The organism is Pseudomonas sp. SM4, from assembly GCF_051913165.1.
GTDB lineage: Bacteria > Pseudomonadota > Gammaproteobacteria > Pseudomonadales > Pseudomonadaceae > Aquipseudomonas.
On sequence record NZ_JBODOE010000001.1, the window covers coordinates 600,479 to 617,553 of the forward strand.

At 59.0% G+C, this 17,075-nt stretch carries 16 protein-coding genes; 4 read left to right on the forward strand and 12 right to left on the reverse strand.

Features of this window, described 5'->3' with window-relative positions:
* Nucleotides 1–320 precede the first annotated feature (320 nt).
* Nucleotides 321–1,382 carry a DNA polymerase IV gene (dinB, locus tag ACQ4MY_RS02745; protein WP_008083880.1) on the forward strand — a complete coding sequence of 354 codons (1,062 nt, stop codon included), beginning with the start codon at nucleotides 321–323 and terminating at the stop codon, nucleotides 1,380–1,382.
* A 127-nt stretch (nucleotides 1,383–1,509) separates the two neighbouring features.
* Here the strand turns inward: dinB and ACQ4MY_RS02750 are convergent, their stop codons facing one another.
* The 4 genes from ACQ4MY_RS02750 to ACQ4MY_RS02765 all read right to left on the reverse strand — a co-directional run bounded on the left by ACQ4MY_RS02750 (nucleotide 1,510) and on the right by ACQ4MY_RS02765 (nucleotide 6,282).
* Nucleotides 1,510–2,463 carry a hypothetical protein gene (locus ACQ4MY_RS02750; RefSeq protein WP_440093570.1) on the reverse strand — a complete coding sequence of 318 codons (954 nt, stop codon included), beginning with the start codon at nucleotides 2,461–2,463 and terminating at the stop codon, nucleotides 1,510–1,512.
* Between the two features lie 17 nt (nucleotides 2,464–2,480).
* Nucleotides 2,481–4,196, reverse strand: coding sequence for a proline--tRNA ligase (locus ACQ4MY_RS02755; RefSeq protein WP_440093571.1), 1,716 nt, complete (start codon nucleotides 4,194–4,196; stop codon nucleotides 2,481–2,483).
* Between the two features lie 129 nt (nucleotides 4,197–4,325).
* On the reverse strand, nucleotides 4,326–5,885 hold the full coding sequence (locus tag ACQ4MY_RS02760) for an AmpG family muropeptide MFS transporter (protein ID WP_440093573.1): 1,560 nt from the start codon (nucleotides 5,883–5,885) through the stop codon (nucleotides 4,326–4,328).
* Nucleotides 5,886–5,928: 43 nt separating this feature from the next.
* On the reverse strand, nucleotides 5,929–6,282 hold the full coding sequence (locus ACQ4MY_RS02765) for an MGMT family protein (RefSeq protein ID WP_440093575.1): 354 nt from the start codon (nucleotides 6,280–6,282) through the stop codon (nucleotides 5,929–5,931).
* 165 nt (nucleotides 6,283–6,447) lie between these two features.
* On the opposite strand from ACQ4MY_RS02765, the gene ACQ4MY_RS02770 reads away from it, so the two are divergent.
* Entirely contained in the window at nucleotides 6,448–7,455 is a 1,008-nt protein-coding gene (locus tag ACQ4MY_RS02770) for a DUF481 domain-containing protein (RefSeq protein WP_008083887.1), read from the forward strand.
* A gap of 154 nt (nucleotides 7,456–7,609) precedes the next feature.
* On the opposite strand, the gene ACQ4MY_RS02775 is transcribed toward ACQ4MY_RS02770, so the two are convergent.
* A complete protein-coding gene (locus ACQ4MY_RS02775) occupies nucleotides 7,610–7,819 on the reverse strand; it encodes a cold-shock protein (protein ID WP_002554837.1) in 210 nt (69 codons plus the stop codon).
* Nucleotides 7,820–8,173: 354 nt separating this feature from the next.
* On the opposite strand from ACQ4MY_RS02775, the gene dcd reads away from it, so the two are divergent.
* Complete coding sequence (dcd, locus tag ACQ4MY_RS02780) at nucleotides 8,174–8,740, forward strand: dCTP deaminase (protein ID WP_008083888.1); 567 nt, start codon at nucleotides 8,174–8,176, stop codon at nucleotides 8,738–8,740.
* 108 nt (nucleotides 8,741–8,848) lie between these two features.
* Complete coding sequence (locus ACQ4MY_RS02785) at nucleotides 8,849–9,058, forward strand: hypothetical protein (RefSeq protein WP_008083889.1); 210 nt, start codon at nucleotides 8,849–8,851, stop codon at nucleotides 9,056–9,058.
* A 106-nt stretch (nucleotides 9,059–9,164) separates the two neighbouring features.
* On the opposite strand, the gene pdeM is transcribed toward ACQ4MY_RS02785, so the two are convergent.
* The 7 genes from pdeM to ACQ4MY_RS02820 all read right to left on the reverse strand — a co-directional run bounded on the left by pdeM (nucleotide 9,165) and on the right by ACQ4MY_RS02820 (nucleotide 16,674).
* A complete protein-coding gene (pdeM, locus tag ACQ4MY_RS02790) occupies nucleotides 9,165–9,818 on the reverse strand; it encodes a ligase-associated DNA damage response endonuclease PdeM (protein ID WP_440093578.1) in 654 nt (217 codons plus the stop codon).
* Entirely contained in the window at nucleotides 9,815–12,304 is a 2,490-nt protein-coding gene (locus ACQ4MY_RS02795; RefSeq protein WP_440093579.1) for a ligase-associated DNA damage response DEXH box helicase, read from the reverse strand. Before ACQ4MY_RS02795 ends, pdeM begins: the two co-directional genes overlap by 4 nt.
* 171 nt (nucleotides 12,305–12,475) lie before the next feature.
* A complete protein-coding gene (locus ACQ4MY_RS02800; RefSeq protein ID WP_440093581.1) occupies nucleotides 12,476–13,240 on the reverse strand; it encodes an ABC transporter ATP-binding protein in 765 nt (254 codons plus the stop codon).
* Between the two features lie 13 nt (nucleotides 13,241–13,253).
* Nucleotides 13,254–14,372: a succinylglutamate desuccinylase/aspartoacylase family protein gene (locus ACQ4MY_RS02805; protein ID WP_440093583.1), complete on the reverse strand. Its 1,119-nt coding sequence runs from the start codon at nucleotides 14,370–14,372 to the stop codon at nucleotides 13,254–13,256.
* Between the two features lie 27 nt (nucleotides 14,373–14,399).
* Complete coding sequence (locus ACQ4MY_RS02810; protein WP_008083897.1) at nucleotides 14,400–15,110, reverse strand: ABC transporter permease; 711 nt, start codon at nucleotides 15,108–15,110, stop codon at nucleotides 14,400–14,402.
* Nucleotides 15,107–15,835: an ABC transporter permease gene (locus tag ACQ4MY_RS02815; RefSeq protein ID WP_008083898.1), complete on the reverse strand. Its 729-nt coding sequence runs from the start codon at nucleotides 15,833–15,835 to the stop codon at nucleotides 15,107–15,109. The genes ACQ4MY_RS02810 and ACQ4MY_RS02815 overlap by 4 nt, the downstream gene beginning before the upstream one ends.
* A 56-nt stretch (nucleotides 15,836–15,891) precedes the next feature.
* A complete protein-coding gene (locus ACQ4MY_RS02820; protein ID WP_008083900.1) occupies nucleotides 15,892–16,674 on the reverse strand; it encodes a transporter substrate-binding domain-containing protein in 783 nt (260 codons plus the stop codon).
* Nucleotides 16,675–17,075 lie beyond the last annotated feature (401 nt).

The window sequence follows — 17,075 nt, forward strand, 5'->3', positions numbered from 1 at the left end:
GTTATGAGCCCGACGAGCTACCAGACTGCTCCATCCCGCGTCTGTGTGTCGGCATTCTACAGAGGAACGCCGGGGTGTCAACCCGCAATCTGGATAAAATCTGTTGAGGTTCAATCGGTTAGCGTTGTTTCTCGGGTGTTTTTCAGGCTGCAGAGCAGGCGGGGCAAGGCTTTCAGCTCTATTGAAGGTCGTTTGTCGATTGAGAAAATAAATTCAAAGCGTTTTTCCTACACGTGGAAAAGAACATTCATACCACTGGTGCTATATACAGGTGTCAGTGAGATACTGCCGATCCGGCTCGCCACGTTTCCTTTTCTGACATGACTCAGCGAAAAATCATCCACATCGACTGCGATTGTTTTTACGCCGCCATCGAGATGCGCGATGACCCGCGTCTGGCCGGCAAGCCGTTGGCGGTGGGTGGTTCGGCCGATCGGCGAGGGGTGATCGCCACCTGCAACTATGAAGCGCGGGCATACGGCGTGCGTTCGGCGATGGCGTCGGGGCATGCCTTGAAGCTGTGCCCGGACCTGACCATCGTCAAACCGCGCATGGACGCCTATCGCGAGGCGTCAAAAGAAATCCATACCATCTTCAGCGACTACACCGACCTGATCGAGCCGCTGTCGCTGGATGAGGCCTATCTGGATGTGTCGGACAGCGCGCATTTCGGCGGCAGTGCCACGCGGATTGCCCAAGACATCCGTCGGCGAGTCTCCAATCAATTGCACATCACCGTGTCTGCGGGTGTGGCGCCAAACAAGTTTCTGGCCAAAATCGCTAGCGACTGGAAAAAGCCCAATGGCTTGTTCGTGATTACCCCGGATCAGGTCGAAGACTTTGTCAGCGGCTTGCCGGTGAGCAAGTTGCACGGTGTCGGCAAAGTCACGGCTGACAAACTGGGCAAGCACGGCATCGTCGACTGTTCGCAGCTGCGCGAGTGGGAGAAATTGGCGCTGGTGCGTGAATTCGGCAGCTTCGGTGAGCGCTTGTGGAGTCTGGCGCGTGGGATTGATGATCGCTTGGTGCACAACGACAGTCGGCGTCAGTCGATCAGCGTGGAAAACACCTACGACGTCGATCTGCCGGACTTGCGCAGTTGCCTGGATAAGTTGCCGGAGTTGCTGGAAACCCTGAAAACCCGCATGGCGCGGATCGACAGCAGTTATCGGCCGGGCAAGCCGTTCGTCAAAGTGAAGTTTCATGACTTTACCCAGACGACGCTGGAGCAGGCCGGGGCAGGGCGGGATCTGGGCAGTTATCAGTTGATGCTGACGCAGGCGTTCAATCGCGGGGGGAAACCGGTGCGGTTGTTGGGGGTTGGGGTGCGGCTGGAGGATTTGCGCGGTGGATTTGAGCAGATGGAGTTGTTTGAACGGTAGATTTGCGGCGTATGGCAGATAGTCATCGCGGGCAAGCCCGCTCCCACAGTGTTCGATGGTGAAACACATATTGTGTGAACACCCATAAACCTTGTGGGAGCGGGCTTGCCCGCGATGCCTTTAGCTTTTAGTTCGGTCCCGGATCCGCAACCAGACGCCCGGCATCCTTGGTCAAAGACTTGAGAAACTCAGCTTGTAACTCAGGATCGTTACGCGTCAGTTCAATCAGGCTTTGTTCCAGTTCGCTGGCTTCTTCTTCCAGACCCAGTTCCGAAAGACGTTTGACCCGGTGTACCCACTGGCTCACTTCGTCGTCTTCCAGATCGTCATAAATCAGCCCGTGCGCTTCGAGCAACTTGCCACGCAGGTGGCTGCTGATCGCCAGGGATGAGTCGGAATGCACGTCATCCTTAGCGTCCTCGACACTGATCTGCAGTTTGCCGACGTAATTGAGGTCATGCTCAGCGAATGGGCTGTCGAGCAGGTTCACACGCAGCACGCCGTTGCGGTCGGTGGTCATGTCGAAGGTCTGTTTGCCAGCCTTGACCTGCACCGGCCGCTCGCTCCACGGCAGGCTCGAATACTCCGTGCGCTTGTCGCGCTGGACTTCATCGATACCGGCCAGGTTCTGTTGCGCACGACCGTTGGACTGCACGTTCATGAACGGGTTGAGCCCGGCAAAACCGTAACTCAGCCAATCCTTGGTCACGCTGTCCGGCAGGTTGCCGAGTGCAAACACGTTGACCACGTTGGCGCCGACGCCACCGACTACCGCCACCACGCCCAGCGGAATCTCGTAGACCTCGCGCCAAGGCTGGTAAGGCGTGTAGCGATCGTAGCGACGCGTCACTTCGAACTCGGTGACTTCAAAAGTCTTCTGTTCGTTGATCTTCACGCGTCGCTGCGGCAGCTCAAGCTCCTTAGGCTCACCGACATCAATCTGCAGGCTGTGGTCGAGCAATTTACGCTCGACCCGCTCTTCGTGCTCGCTGCGCTGTGACATGTGATTGGCACAGCCGCTGACCAGCAGGGCGCCGCACAGGGCGGTGCCACCGAGGCCTAAGGTGTTTCGCTTGAACATGACGTCTCTATCTGGTTTCAGCGGCGGATACGGGCCTGCAGGAAGGACAGTACGTCGGCGACCGGCAATGCTTGCGCTTCGCCCTCGGTACGACTCTTGTATTCCAGGTTGCCTTCGGCGAGGCCGCGGTCGCTGACCACGATCCGGTGAGGAATGCCGATCAGTTCCATGTCCGCGAACTTGATGCCCGGGCTGGTTTTCTTGTCGCGATCATCCAGCAGCACTTCAAAGCCGGCCGCCGTCAGTTCGGCGTACAGCTTGTCGGTGGCTTCGCGCACCTGCTCGGTTTCATAACGCAGCGGTACCAGCGCGATCTGGAACGGCGCCAAGGTGTCGCTCCAGATGATGCCGTTGGAGTCGTTGTTCTGCTCGATGGCTGCAGCCACCACGCGGGAAACGCCGATGCCGTAGCAACCCATTTCCAGGGTCACTGGCTTGCCGTTCTCGCCCAGCACTTCGCACTTCATCGCCTTGCTGTACTTGTTGCCCAGCTGGAAGATGTGCCCGACTTCGATGCCGCGTTTGATTTCCAGCGTGCCTTTGCCGTCCGGGCTTGGGTCGCCGGCGACGACGTTACGCAGGTCAGCCACGGTCGGAACCGGCAGATCACGCTCCCAGTTCACGCCGAAGTAGTGCTTGTCGTCGATGTTCGCGCCGATACCGAAGTCGCTCATCAGCTCGACCGAACGATCGATGATGATTGGCAGTGGCAGGTTCAGCGGGCCGAGCGAACCGGCACCGGCGCCGATGGCGTCACGCAGTTCGGCGTCGGTGGCCATGACCAGCGGGTTGGCAACGCCTGGTTGCTGGGCAGCCTTGATTTCGTTGAGTTCGTGGTCGCCACGAATCACCAGCGCGATCAGCTTGCCTTCTTCTTCGGCGCGCACGATCAGGGTCTTGATGGTCTTTTCAATCGGCAGATTGAATTTTTCCACCAGGGCTGCGATGGTTTTGGTGTCTGGCGTATCGACCAGACGCAGCTCTTCAGTCGCAGCGGCGCGCGAGGTTTCGCGTGGCACGGCTTCGGCTTTTTCGATGTTCGCCGCGTAGTCGGAGCCGTTGCTGAAGACGATGTCGTCTTCACCGGACTCGGCCAGTACGTGGAATTCGTGGGAACCAGCGCCACCGATCGAACCGTTGTCGGCTTCAACCGGACGGAATTTCAGGCCCAGACGCGTGAACACGTTGCAGTAGGCTTCATGCATGCGGTCGTAGGTAGCTTGCAGCGACGCCTGATCCGCGTGGAAGGAGTACGCGTCCTTCATGATGAATTCGCGGCCGCGCATCAAACCGAAGCGTGGACGGATCTCGTCACGGAATTTGGTCTGGATCTGGTACAGGTTGATTGGCAGCTGTTTATAGCTGCTCAACTCGTTGCGCATCAGATCGGTGATCACTTCTTCGTGGGTCGGGCCCGCGCAAAAGTCACGACCGTGGCGGTCTTTGATGCGCAGCAATTCAGGGCCGTATTCTTCCCAGCGCCCCGATTCCTGCCACAGCTCGGCCGGTTGGGTGCTCGGCATCAACACTTCCAGAGAACCGGCAGCGTTCATTTCTTCACGAACGATGGCTTCAACCTTGCGCATCACCCGCAGGCCCATGGGCAGCCAGGTGTACAGGCCGGAGGCGAGCTTGCGGATCATGCCGGCGCGCAGCATCAGCTGATGGCTGATGACGACCGCATCGGAAGGCGTTTCTTTCTGTGTGGCGAGCAAAAATTGACTGGTGCGCATGGTTGGCCGTTGTCGGTTGCTATGACTGGAAATGACGGAGCAGTGTACCGGCGAGTTTTGCTGACGTACAGAAGTGTGGCCGGCGGTGGGGTCCAACGGCGGGATTCCTCCCGCCATTGGCGAAATGTCTTACGACTCTTCCGCGACCGGCGTTGGTACAGGCTCGGGCTTCGGTGTCGGGCCTTCGCGGCGGCTCTCTTGAAACCAGTGCAAGGCGATCAGCACCAGTGTCGGCACGCCCAATAGCGCGGTGATAAGGAAGAAGCTGTGGTAGCCGAATTTCTCGACCAGAACGCCGGAATAGCCGCCCATCAGGCGCGGCAGCAGGAGCATGATCGAGCTGAGCAGGGCGTATTGCGTAGCCGAGAACTTCAGGTTGGTCAGGCTCGACAAATAGGCCACGAACGCCGACGTCGCGAGGCCCGAGCTGAAGTTGTCGAGGGAGATAGTGACCACCAGCATCTGCAGGTCCGGGCCCATGTCGGCGAGCATTACGAACAGCAGGTTGGTGGCTGCCGAAGCGACACCACCGATAAACAGAATCGGCAGAATGCCGAAACGCACGATCAGCAGGCCGCCCATGCCGGCGCCGACGAGGGTCATGATCAGGCCAAAGATCTTGCTGACACTGGCGATCTGATCCTTGGTGAAACCCTGGTCGATGTAGAACACGTTGGCCATGACGCCCATCACCGTGTCCGACATCCGGTACGTGGCGATCAGGCCGAGCAGCAACAGTGCCTGCCAGCGATAACGCAGGATGAAGTCGTTGACGGGAGTCAACACCGGCGCCAGGCCACGGCGGCCCATGGTCGACAGGCACAGGCCAGTCAGCAGCGTATAAAGAATGGCGCGCAGGAAAGCACGGTCTTCCAGCAGCAGATCAAGCGGACTCATATTGCCGAACAACACACCGGCGAAATCAGTGTTGTAGAGTTGCGTGAACATCGCCGGCACGGACACCAGCAGGATGATCAGCACAAACACCGACATCAATTGATGCATGAAGGTGTAGCGCCCGGCCTGCAATTGCGTGCGCAGTGGCACTGGCGGCTCGCGCATGAACAGCGTGGTCAGCAGCGCCGGTATCATCAGTGCGCCGAACAGCGCATAAGTGCCGGCCCAGGCCGAGTGTTTATAGTTGAAGCCCGTGGAGCCAAAGCCTTCAGCGAAGAACAAGGCGCCGGCAGTCGCCAGCAAGGCTGCCACGCGATAGCCCGACATATAACTGGCGGCGAGGGCCGCCTGGCGGTTGTCTTCGGCGATTTCCAGGCGATAGGCATCCACCGCGATGTCTTGAGTGGCGGAGGCGAATGCGACGACAACGGCGATGGCGATCAACCACGACAGATGTTTCTGTGGGTCGCAGAAACCCATGCCGATCAGCCCGAGAATCACCAGCACTTGTGAGAGCACCAGCCACGAGCGGCGACGGCCAAGCTTGCCCAGCAACGGCAGGCGCCATTGGTCGAGCAGGGGTGACCAGACCCATTTGAACGCATAAGCCAGGCCGATCAGGCTGGCATAGCCGATCGTTTCACGGGCTACGCCGGCTTCACGCAGCCAGACAGAGAGCGTTGAAAACACCAGCATGTACGGCAGGCCGGCAGCGAAACCGAGCAACAACAGCACGAGCGTCGAAGGACTGGCATAAGCAGCTAGCGCGGCGCGCCAGGTTTTACGGGGCATGGGCTGAAGTCTGCCTCAAGATTGCGAAAACAAAGCGCGCACTCTAACCGCTGTGCTCTACCGGACGCCAGCCATGGCGCTGAATATCCACACGATTATTCCGGACGGTGATGCCTTCCGTGCGTAATCGCGCCCGTTGTTCATCACCCGACGGGCTGCCCACTGGCAGGCTGATCCGACCGCCGGCGGCCAGTACGCGGTGCCAGGGCAGTTTGGTATCGCCGGGCAACTGACTCAGCGTGCGGCCGACCCAGCGAGCGGCGCGCCCCAATCCGGCGAGTTCGGCCAGCTGACCATAGCTGACGACTTTGCCCTCGGGCACTTGTGCGAGGGTCGAGTAGAGCGCCGTGCGTCGGATTTGCGCATCGTTTTCAACGCTGTCGAGCGGGTCTTTCACGTGCGCGGTTCCTGAGCATGAACAGTTTGATGGCTTTCAGAGTAATCCGTGATCGGGTAGTTGAGAAATGAACTCATCGGAAATAGTCCGGTCAGTCCTTGTCAGGGTCTTATTCCTACGGATAATGCCGACCTTTTTTCGCAAACTTGAGCCTTCGATTCGCTTATGTTGTCCAGATCCCTGCTGTGCCTTGCTGTTTTCAGTGCGTCCACGCCCCTGCTTGCCGACACCGTCTGGTTGAAGAACGGTGACAAGCTGAGCGGCACCATTACTGTGTTCGACGGCGGCAAGCTGTTGATTCAGACCAAATACGCCGGGGCGGTCACGATTGACTGGAAAGAGGTGAAGACGCTCGACAGCGATCAGCACTTGCTGGTCAAGCAGGATGCCTACACCGGTGAGGTGTCGAAGTCGCTGACAGCGGCGGAAGATGGCAAGGTCACCCTGGCCAATGGTGAGGCGCCGAAGACCGTCGAACTGGCAAGCATTCAGCAGATTCTCAAACCGAAACCGGTGGTCGAGGATCTGGTCTGGAAGGGCAATGTCGATCTGGCGCTGGACTATCAGCGGGCCGAGAAGGACACCGATGATTACGATGTCGGTTTCAAGACCACGGCGCGGCACGGTCGCTGGCGGCATATCGCCGAGGGTGAGTACAACCGCGAAGTGCAGGATGATGTAACGACCACCGACAACTGGCGCGCTGAATATTCCCTGGACCGCTTCCTCACGGATCAATGGTTCTGGCAGGGCCGTCTGAACTACAAGCGTGATCACATCGAAGAACTGGCTCGCCAGCGTGTGGTCGGTACCGGTCCGGGCTACCAGTTCTGGGACGATGAGCTGGGCGCGTTCTCTCTGGGCTCTCTGCTTAACCGCACGGATTACGAATATCGCGATGGCAGCAAGGATAACTTCTATTCCGTCGCCATGAAGTGGGACTACAACCGCTACCTGATCGGCAAGAAGGTCGAGTTCTTCACCAATGGTGAAGTCGGCAAGCCGCTTTCGGGCGTGGCTGATTACGCGCTGGATGCCGAGATGGGCTTGCGCTACAAGGTCACGGAGTGGGCTTCGCTCAATCTCAAGGCTGAGCGTGACATCATCAGTGGCACCAATGATGCTGACTTGAGCAAGACCCGCTACACCGCAGGGTTTGGCGTGGCCTGGTAAGGCATAAAGCAAAAGATCGCAGCCTTTGGCAGCTCCTGCATTTAACCCTGTAGGAGCTGCCGAAGGCTGCGATCTTTTTTTGGCTGCGCAAAACAGACGCCCACAAAAAAGCCCCGCTTTTAAGGGCGGGGCTCTTTTCTAAAGAAGCTACAAGTTAGATAACTTGTACTTCCTCAGCTTGCATGCCTTTCTGACCGCGGGTAGCGATGAAAGAAACCTGTTGGCCTTCTTTCAGGCTTTTGAAGCCGTCGGATTGGATAGCTTTGAAGTGAACGAACAGGTCGTCACCGGATTGTGGAGTGATGAAGCCGAAGCCTTTTTCATCGTTGAACCACTTAACGGTACCGGTTTGGCGATTAGACATGGTGTAACTCCTTGAACAAAGATAACTGCGACTCAGGAAGAACCCTGGCCGAGACTGAGTGCAAAGAGCAGGAAAAATTCTTGTAGATGGTTGGATCGAAATTCAACATATCGTGTAGAGATTCTCAGTGACACAAGCAGCACAGTGGCGCCACCTTAACCCTTTTTCCGGAACGTGCCAATGCTTCTTGCGAAGGTTTCTTCGATTTAGGGATCGGCGGTGTGACGGTTCGTCGCCAGACCGCGTAAATCATGGGGGATCGCCGAGAATTGCAGTGCGCACTTTGAACGAGGCGGCGCGCCCGGTAAGATGCCGGACAGAATTTTTCCACCTCGCTATTCAGGACACCCCGCCATGAGCATCAAATCGGACAAGTGGATTCGCCGCATGGCGCAGGAACAGGGCATGATCGAGCCGTTCGTCGAGCGCCAGGTGCGCGGCAGCGACGACAGCCGGGTGATCTCCTACGGTGTGTCGAGCTACGGCTACGACGTGCGTTGCACCAATCACTTCAAGGTGTTCACCAACATCAACTCGTCGATCGTCGACCCGAAAAACTTCGACCCGGGCAGCTTCGTCGACGTCCACAGCGATGTCTGCATCATTCCGCCGAACTCCTTCGCCCTGGCCAGCACCGTCGAATACTTCCGCATTCCGCGCAATGTATTGACCATCTGCCTGGGTAAAAGCACCTACGCGCGTTGCGGCATCATCGTCAACGTGACCCCGCTTGAGCCTGAGTGGGAAGGTCACGTGACCCTTGAGTTCTCCAACACCACCAATCTGCCGGCAAAAATCTACGCCAACGAAGGCGTGGCGCAGATGCTCTTCCTCGAATCCGATGAAGAATGTGAAGTTTCCTACAAGGATCGCGGCGGCAAGTACCAGGGCCAGCGTGGCGTGACTCTGCCGCGTACCTGATTGGGTCCATCCGGCGGATGTCGGGAATTCTTTGGCGGGCAGACACTCTATGGGGTGTACTGCCCGTTTTTGCTTGAGGCAAAACGGGCCTTCGCCGAGGAGTGCTTTATGAAGATCGATCCGCATATCAGTGCCGAGCTGGCAAGGCTTGAGCCCAATCAGATTGGCGTTTTGGCCTGGTCCTTGTTGGCACAACCAGCCTTGAGCATGGCCGGTGGAATTCCCGGTCAGCCTGACCCCGACACCCCCAACGAACAGCCAACCGAGCCGGGTGAACCAACCCTGCCGGACGAACCGCCACCGGCCCCGGTCGCTTGATCACCGCGTAGCTTGTACTTTTGTAGGAGCAAAGCTTGATCGCGAAAATGTCCGCTCATCCACCACGGATGAGTCAGATAGATCGCTTCGCGAGCAAGCTTTGCTCCTACAAGGGCCAAATTGCGTCGTCGCCGATGACGAAGATCCTGCAATTGCTGTCTTTTTCTACCGGATAACCGCCGGTAAACGCGCCGAACGCCGGCAGCAGACTGATGCGTTCGCCTAACCTGAAACACGCCAGCCGCAGACTCTGCCGGCCTTTGCCGTGCAGCCGATAGACCGGATGTACGTGACCGGCCAGTACATGCCGTTCAGCATGCGGATCCGGTTCATGTTGCAGCGCAAACGGCCCTAGCAGCATCGGCTCGGGCACCACGCGGATATTCAACGACGCCGGGGGATCGCCGGCGCGTTTGTCATGATTGCCGCGAATCAGTGTCATCGGCAGATCAACGTTGCGTGAGCGCCACTGCGCCAAGGCGCTCAAGGTGCCCGAGGCATGCGAACCGGGGCCGTGAAGGAAGTCGCCGAGAAATATCAATTGCCGACAGGGCAGCTTCGCCAGCAGTTGATCAATCACCGCGATATTGCTCGCCGTCGTCCCTCGTGGAACCGGTTGGCCGAGGCTGCGATATGCCGCGGCCTTGCCGAAATGCACATCGGCGATCAGCAGCGCCTGTTGCGCCGGCCAGTACAGGGCTTTTTCCGGCAACAGCCAGAGCTCTTCTCCCGCCAGGCGCACAGGGTAGGGCGCGCTCATCGCAAGCCACCCTTGTCAGCGCTTTTCTCCAGATCACCGACCATGCGCCTGATCCGGTCAGCGAGCTTTTCCGAGCTCATGCTTTCGCGCATACGTTCCACCAACAGCGGAAACCCCAACGGCGTAGGACGCTTGATCATATGCACGTCCAGTTTCATCGCGTTGATCCGTTCCAATGTCTGTTCCAGGCGACGAATATCCAGTTCCTCACGCAGGACTTCTTCCCCGGCCTGCGCCAGCAACAGGTTATCGGCGTCATATTGTTTGAACACTTGAAAAAACAATCCGCTGGAAGCCTGCACCTGTCGGGTGCTTTTCGGTGCGCCGGGATAGCCGGCGAACACCAGCCCGGCAATTCGCGCGATTTCGCGAAAGCGTCGCAGGGCCAGTTCGCCGGCGTTCAGGCTGGCCAGAACGTCCACCAATAAATCATCAGCATTGAACAGCTCGGCATTCAAATGCTCGGCCCAGTCGATTGGCGTGGCGCTGAGCAATTCCACACCGTAATCGTTCACCGCGATGGAAAACGTCACGGGCTGGCGCTGACTGACGCGCCACGCCAGCAGGCTCGCCAGCCCCAAATGCACCTGACGTCCGGCAAAGGGATAGAGGAAAAAATGCCAGCCTTCGCGGGACTTCAGAACCTCGGCCAACAGGTTTTCGATCGTCGGCAAACCCGACCAGCGCACCTGTGTTTCCAGCAATGGGCGCAAGGCCTGCATTTCCGGGCCAGCAAACTCACCTTGCGCGGCGGCACTGAAACGCCTGACCACGGCTTCGGCCAATTCGTTGGAAAGTGGCATTCGCCCACCATTCCAGCGCGGTACGGCGGCTTTTTTCGCGGTGCTGCGTTTGACGTAAGCTGTCATGTTTTCGACGCGCACCAACTCCAGCAAACGCCCTGCGAACAGAAATCCATCACCAGGTTTGAGCCGGGCAATAAAGCCTTCCTCAACACTGCCCAACTGCTTGCCGCCGCCACCCTTGCTCCAGAATTTCAGGTTGATGCTGGCGTCGCTGACGATGGTGCCGACACTCATGCGGTGGCGCCGTGCCAGGCGCGCATCCGGCACACGCCAGACACCATGCTCGTCCGGCTCGACCCGGCGATAATCCGGATAGGCTGTCAGAGACATCCCGCCATGGCGTACGAAAGCCAGCGCCCAGGCCCAATCCTCAGGCGTCAGGTCGCGATAAGCCCAGGCACCGCGGACTTCTTCGTACAACTCATCAGGCAGAAAACCGCCACCGAGAGCCATGCTGACCAGATGCTGCACCAGCACATCCAGCGGTTTGTGCGGTGACCGGCGCGGTTCGATGCGCCGTTGCTCGACGGCGTCGCGGGCGGCGGCGGCTTCGATCAGTTCAAGACTGTGCGTCGGCACCAGCGTCACCCGCGAAGTGCGCCCCGGTGCGTGCCCTGAGCGCCCGGCGCGCTGCATCAGGCGTGCGACACCTTTGGCCGAGCCGATTTGCAGCACCCGTTCGACCGGTAGAAAGTCCACACCCAGATCCAGACTTGACGTGCAGACCACGGCTTTCAAAAGACCCTCCTTCAAGGCTTTTTCGACCCAGTCGCGGGTGTCACGGGACAGTGAACTGTGATGCAGTGCGATGAGCCCGGCCCAATCTGGCCGGGCCTCCAGCAAGGCCTGATACCAGATTTCCGACTGCGCCCGGGTATTGGTGAACACCAGTGTGCTGGCGCAGGCATCTAGCTCGGCAACCACCTGCGGCAGCATTTTCAGACCGATGTGCCCGGCCCAGGGAAAACGTTCGGTGGACGGTGGGACAAGAGTGTCGACCTGCAAGGCCTTTTCGCTTTGACCCTGCACGCTGATGCCGCCGCCCTGTGGGATGAGCACCTGCTCGGCGTGGGATTGGTTACCGAGGGTTGCAGAAACGCCCCAGACGATCAGATCGGATTGCCAGTGACGCAGGCGGGCGAGGGCCAATTGCAGTTGCACACCACGTTTGTTGCCGAGCAGTTCGTGCCATTCATCAACGACGATCATGCGTAGCGACGAGAGCGCGATTTGCGCGTCGGCGCGGGCCAGCAGCAAAGTCAGGCTTTCCGGCGTAGTGATCAGCGTGGTCGGTAGGCGCCGGCTCTGGCGGGCGCGTTCGCTGCTGCTGGTGTCGCCGGTGCGCAGGCCGATGCTCCACGGAATCTGCAGATCGTTGACCGGCGTTTGCAAGGCCCGCGCGGTGTCGGCGGCGAGGGCGCGCATGGGCGTGATCCACAGCACGGTCAGCGGTTCGGCCGGTGATTTGCGTTTGCGCGAGGTTTCGACAATGGCAGCGGGCTTGGCGAAGCGATTGAGCGCAGCGAACCACACTGCATAGGTTTTACCGGCGCCGGTGCTGGCATGCAGCAGCCCGGATTCGCCACGTTTGACGGCCGCCCATACCTGTTTCTGAAAGGCGAACGGCTTCCAGTCGCGGGCGCTGAACCAGGTTTTTGCGTGGTCGGTAGATTTCGCCATGCCGGCTGCGCGCGCTCTGGAGGTGTTCTTCCAGTGACCACGCCAGTTAGCGAAAGGTTTAATCAGGATGCCAGTGTAGGAGCTGCCGAAGGCTGCGATCTTTTGATTTTGGTCTTTATAAAACAAGATCAAAAGATCGCAGCCTGCGGCAGCTCCTACATGAGCGAGAAGTTACTTCAGGTTACCGCTGAGGAATTGCTTGAGGCGCTCGCTTTTCGGGTTGCCGAGCACGTCTTCGGGGGAGCCTTCTTCTTCCACCAGGCCTTGGTGCAGGAACAGCACCTGGCTGGAAACCTTGCGGGCGAAGCTCATCTCGTGGGTCACCATGATCATGGTTCGGCCTTCTTCAGCCAGACCTTGAATCACTTTCAACACTTCCCCGACCAACTCCGGATCGAGCGCTGAAGTCGGTTCGTCAAACAGCATGACTTCCGGTTCCATGGCCAACGCCCGGGCAATCGCCACGCGCTGTTGCTGACCGCCCGACAAAAACGCCGGGTACTGATCCGCCACCCGCGCCGGCAAACCGACCTTGTCCAGATAACGCCGGGCGCGGTCGTCGGCTTCCTGTTTGCTGCAACCCAGCACCCGGCGCGGGGCCATGGTGATGTTTTCCAGCACGGTCATGTGGCTCCACAGGTTGAAGTGCTGGAAGACCATCGCCAGGCGTGTGCGCAGGCGTTGCAGTTCATCAGCGTCGGCGACGTGCATGCCGTGGCGGTCGGTGATCATGCGGATCTTCTGGCCATCGAGGCTCATCGCGCCGTCGTTGGGTTGTTCGAGAAAGTTGATGCAGCGCAAAAAGGTGCTTTTGCCCGAGCCGCTGGCGCCGATCAGGCTGATCACGTCGCCGGTTTTGGCCTTGAGCGAAACGCCTTTGAGCACCTGATGATCGCCATAGCTTTTGTGCAGGCCTTCAACGGTCAGTTTGTACATGGGACAGACATCCTCAAGGCGAAAGTAGGTAACCGCTGCGATAGGCTTCAGCGCCCGCGACGTGGGCGATGACCATGCCGGCAGTGGCCATGCGCCGCAGCGAGCGGGCGTATAGCAGGCCGGCGGCGGTGCAATGAATGGGGGTGATCCGATCGTTGATCGGGTCGATGATTTCAGCAATCTGTTGCCCGGCTTCCAGGTGCTGGCCGGCCACCGCCGTGTACACCAGCAGCCCGCCGACCGGCGTGATCACCGGCTCCACACCCGCCAGTGGCGTGGCGGGATACGGCAGCGGCGGCTGCGGTTTGGTTTCACCAACGATCGCATCGGACTGAATCAAGTAGTCGATCAACGCCTGGCAGTCGCGGCTGGCCAGCGGATGGGTGACGTCACCCTGACCGCGCAACTCGACGGTCACGGAAAAACTGCCCAGCGGAATCTCGAAGTGTTCGCCGAAACGTTCCTTCAGTTGCCACCACAACAGGGTGAAGCACTCGTCGAACGACTGGCCGCCGGAATCGGTGGCCAACAGGCTTGCCTGGGATTCGATGTAGCGCGCCAGCGGTTCGACCTGCGGCCACGCTTCGGGGGTGGTGTAGAGGTGAACCACCGATTCGAAGTCGCAATGCAAGTCGAGCACCATGTCCGCATCGCAAGCCAGCCGTTGCAGGGTCAGGCGCTGCGATTGCAGTTGCGTGGTGGCGGTCTGGCGGGCGAGGGCGTCGCGCAGATGGCTGCGGATCAGTTCGAGGTTGTGCTGCGGATCGTCGTTCAGCTTGCCCTCGATGGCGTTGCCGATCTCTTCACTGAGGTCGACAAACCAGCGGTTGAAGTTCTGCCCGCTCTCCAGTTCGTAGCGGCCCAGCGGCACGTCCATCAGCACTTGTTCGAGGCCGACCGGGTTGGCCACTGGCACCAGCACGATCTGGCTGCGCAGGCGGCCGGCGGCTTCCAGCTCGGCCAGACGTTGCTTGAGGTGCCAGGCGACGAGCATGCCCGGCAGTTCGTCGGCATGCAGCGAGGACTGAATGTAAACCTTGCCCTTGGCCTGCTCCGGGCCGAAGTGGAAGCTGTGGATCTGTCGTGCGGTCCCCGGCAGCGGGGCCAGCAAGTCGTGGATCAGGTGGCGCATTGGCATCTCTTTTTTCTGGGGCCGGTCCTAGTGAGTCGGGCCGAGGAAGGCCAGCCATCGGCGTTCGGCAAGGCGGAACAGGCCGACCAGCGCAAAGGTAATGGTCAGGTAGATCAGCGCGGCGATGCCGAACGACTGAAAGGTCAGAAAGGTCGCCGAGTTGGCGTCCCGCGCGACTTTCAGGATGTCGGGGATGGTCGCGGTGAAAGCCACCGTGGTCGAGTGCAGCATAAGGATCACTTCGTTGCTGTAGTAAGGCAACGAACGGCGCAGGGCTGACGGCATGATCACGTAGGCATACAGCTTCCAGCCGGTCAGCCCGTAAGCCTTGGCCGCTTCGACTTCGCCGTGGTTCATGCTGCGGATCGCCCCGGCGAAAATCTCCGTGGTGTAGGCGCAGGTGTTGAGGGCGAAAGCGAGGATCGTGCAGTTCATCGCATCGCGAAAGAAACTGTCGAGCAAAGGCTGCGCACGCACGGCCGCCAGGCTGTAGATCCCGGTGTAGCAAATCAGCAACTGGATATACAGCGGCGTGCCGCGGAACAGGTAGGTGTAGAACTGCACCGGCCAGCGAATGTAGAAGTGCGGCGAGACGCGGGCGATCGACAGCGGAATCGACACAAGGAAACCAATAACGATTGAGGCCGTGAGCAGCCACATCGTCATCGCCAGCCCGGTGATGTTCTGGCCGTCGGTATAGAGGAAGGCGCGCCAGTATTCCTGCAGAAGTTCGATCATCGTACGGCCTCCCGGGAACCGGCGGCATAACGGCGTTCGAGCCAGCGCAGGATGAAGTTCGACGCACTGGTGATCAGCAGGTAAATCAACGCGGCAAGGACCAGAAAGTAAAACAGTTGATAGGTGCTTTTACCGGCGTCCTGCGCGGCTTTGACCAGATCGGCAAGGCCGATGATCGACACCAGCGCGGTGGCCTTGAGCATCACCATCCAGTTGTTACCGATACCCGGCAGGGCGAAGCGCATCATTTGCGGGAACACCACGTAGCGAAAGCGCTGGCCGCGTTTTAGGCCGTATGCGGTGGCAGCTTCAACCTGACCGCGCGGCACCGCGAGAATCGCGCCACGGAAAGTCTCGGTGAAATACGCGCCATAAATGAAGCCCAGGGTCAGCACCCCGGCGCTGAACGGGTTGATCTCGATGTATTCCCATTCCATGTAGTCGGTCAGCGATGTCAGCCAGGTTTGCAGGCTGTAGAAAATCAGCAGCATCAGCACCAGATCCGGCACCCCGCGAATCAGCGTGGTGTAGAGCTGAGCAGGCAGGCGCACCAGTTTGATCTTTGACAGTTTGGCACTGGCGCCGAGCAGGCCGAGCAACACGGCCACCAGCAGCGACAACGCCGATAATTTGATGGTCATCCAGGTGCCTTCCAGCAGCAAAGGACCAAAGCCCTTGAGGCTGAAGGCGGAGAGCCCCAGATTTTGCAGGAGGGTTTCGAACATAAATCAGCAACCTGAGCGGATGGAAAAGGCGCCCATCGAGGATGGGCGCCGGGGCATTATTTGCCGCTGTACAGATTCAGATCGCCAAAGTGTTTCTTTTGAATCTCGGCGTATTTGCCGTCATCGTGTAACGCTTTGATACCTTTATCTAAAAGCGCCTTCAGCTCAGTGTTACCTTTCTTAATACCGACAGCGGTCTTGGCCGGCAGCAATTCGTTGTCGACTGGCTTGCTGACGTCATAGTCGGCGCCCTGTGGCGACTTCAAGAAGCCCAGTTCGGCTTGCAGCATGTCCTGGATACCGGCGTCGAGACGGCCGGACGTCAGGTCGGAATACACCTGATCCTGGTTCTGATAGGCCTGGGTTTTCACGCCGGCCTTGTCCAGCACGGCTTTGGCGTAGGCTTCTTGAATGGTGCCTTGCTCGTAGCCAACGGTTTTACCCTTCAGCGACGCAACGTCTGCGGTGATACCCGAACCTTTTTTCGACACATAAGCGGTCGGGCCGGAGAACAGTTCGCTGGAGAAGTCGATGACTTTCTCGCGGGCCGGAGTCACGGTCATCGACGAGATCACACCGTCGAATTTGTTGGCTTTGAGGCCCGGAATCATGCCGTCGAAGTCACTTTCGACCCACTTGCACTTGACCTTCAGTTCGGCGCAAATCGCGTTGCCCAGGTCGATGTCGAAGCCTACCAGGCTGCCGTCGGCCGCTTTCGACTCAAACGGTGCATACGAAGGGTCAACGCCAAAGCGCAGCTCTTTGTATTCCTTGGCCAGCGCGGAGCCAGCGGCCATGCACAACGCCAGTGCAGAAAGGGTCAGCAATGCTTTTTTCATTATTCAATCCCTAAGAACCAATATGAGCGCTTGTGGCGCAGAATTATTGTTACTGGAACGCGTACGACCTATAGAAAGTAGCAATTTCCGAACCATAGTCCCGAACAAGTGTTTTAAAAGGTTGGGCGGGGGGCGGCGAGGGGGATGGAATGCCCGGAAATGGGCATTGCGATTTCGTTGCACCCTTTCGGATCAAACCCCAGGTTTTGCGGAATGTGATTTCCCTGTGGTGCAGTGATTCATCTGTGGTGCAGGGATTTATCTGTGGCGAGGGGATTTAGCGAAACGTCGCACCGCCCCGTTGGGCAGCGAAGCGGCCCCCTGCAATTTCACTGGAAGACCGCAGACTCAGGTTTTGCGACTGCTTCGCAGCCGAACGGGGATAAATCCCCTCGCCACAG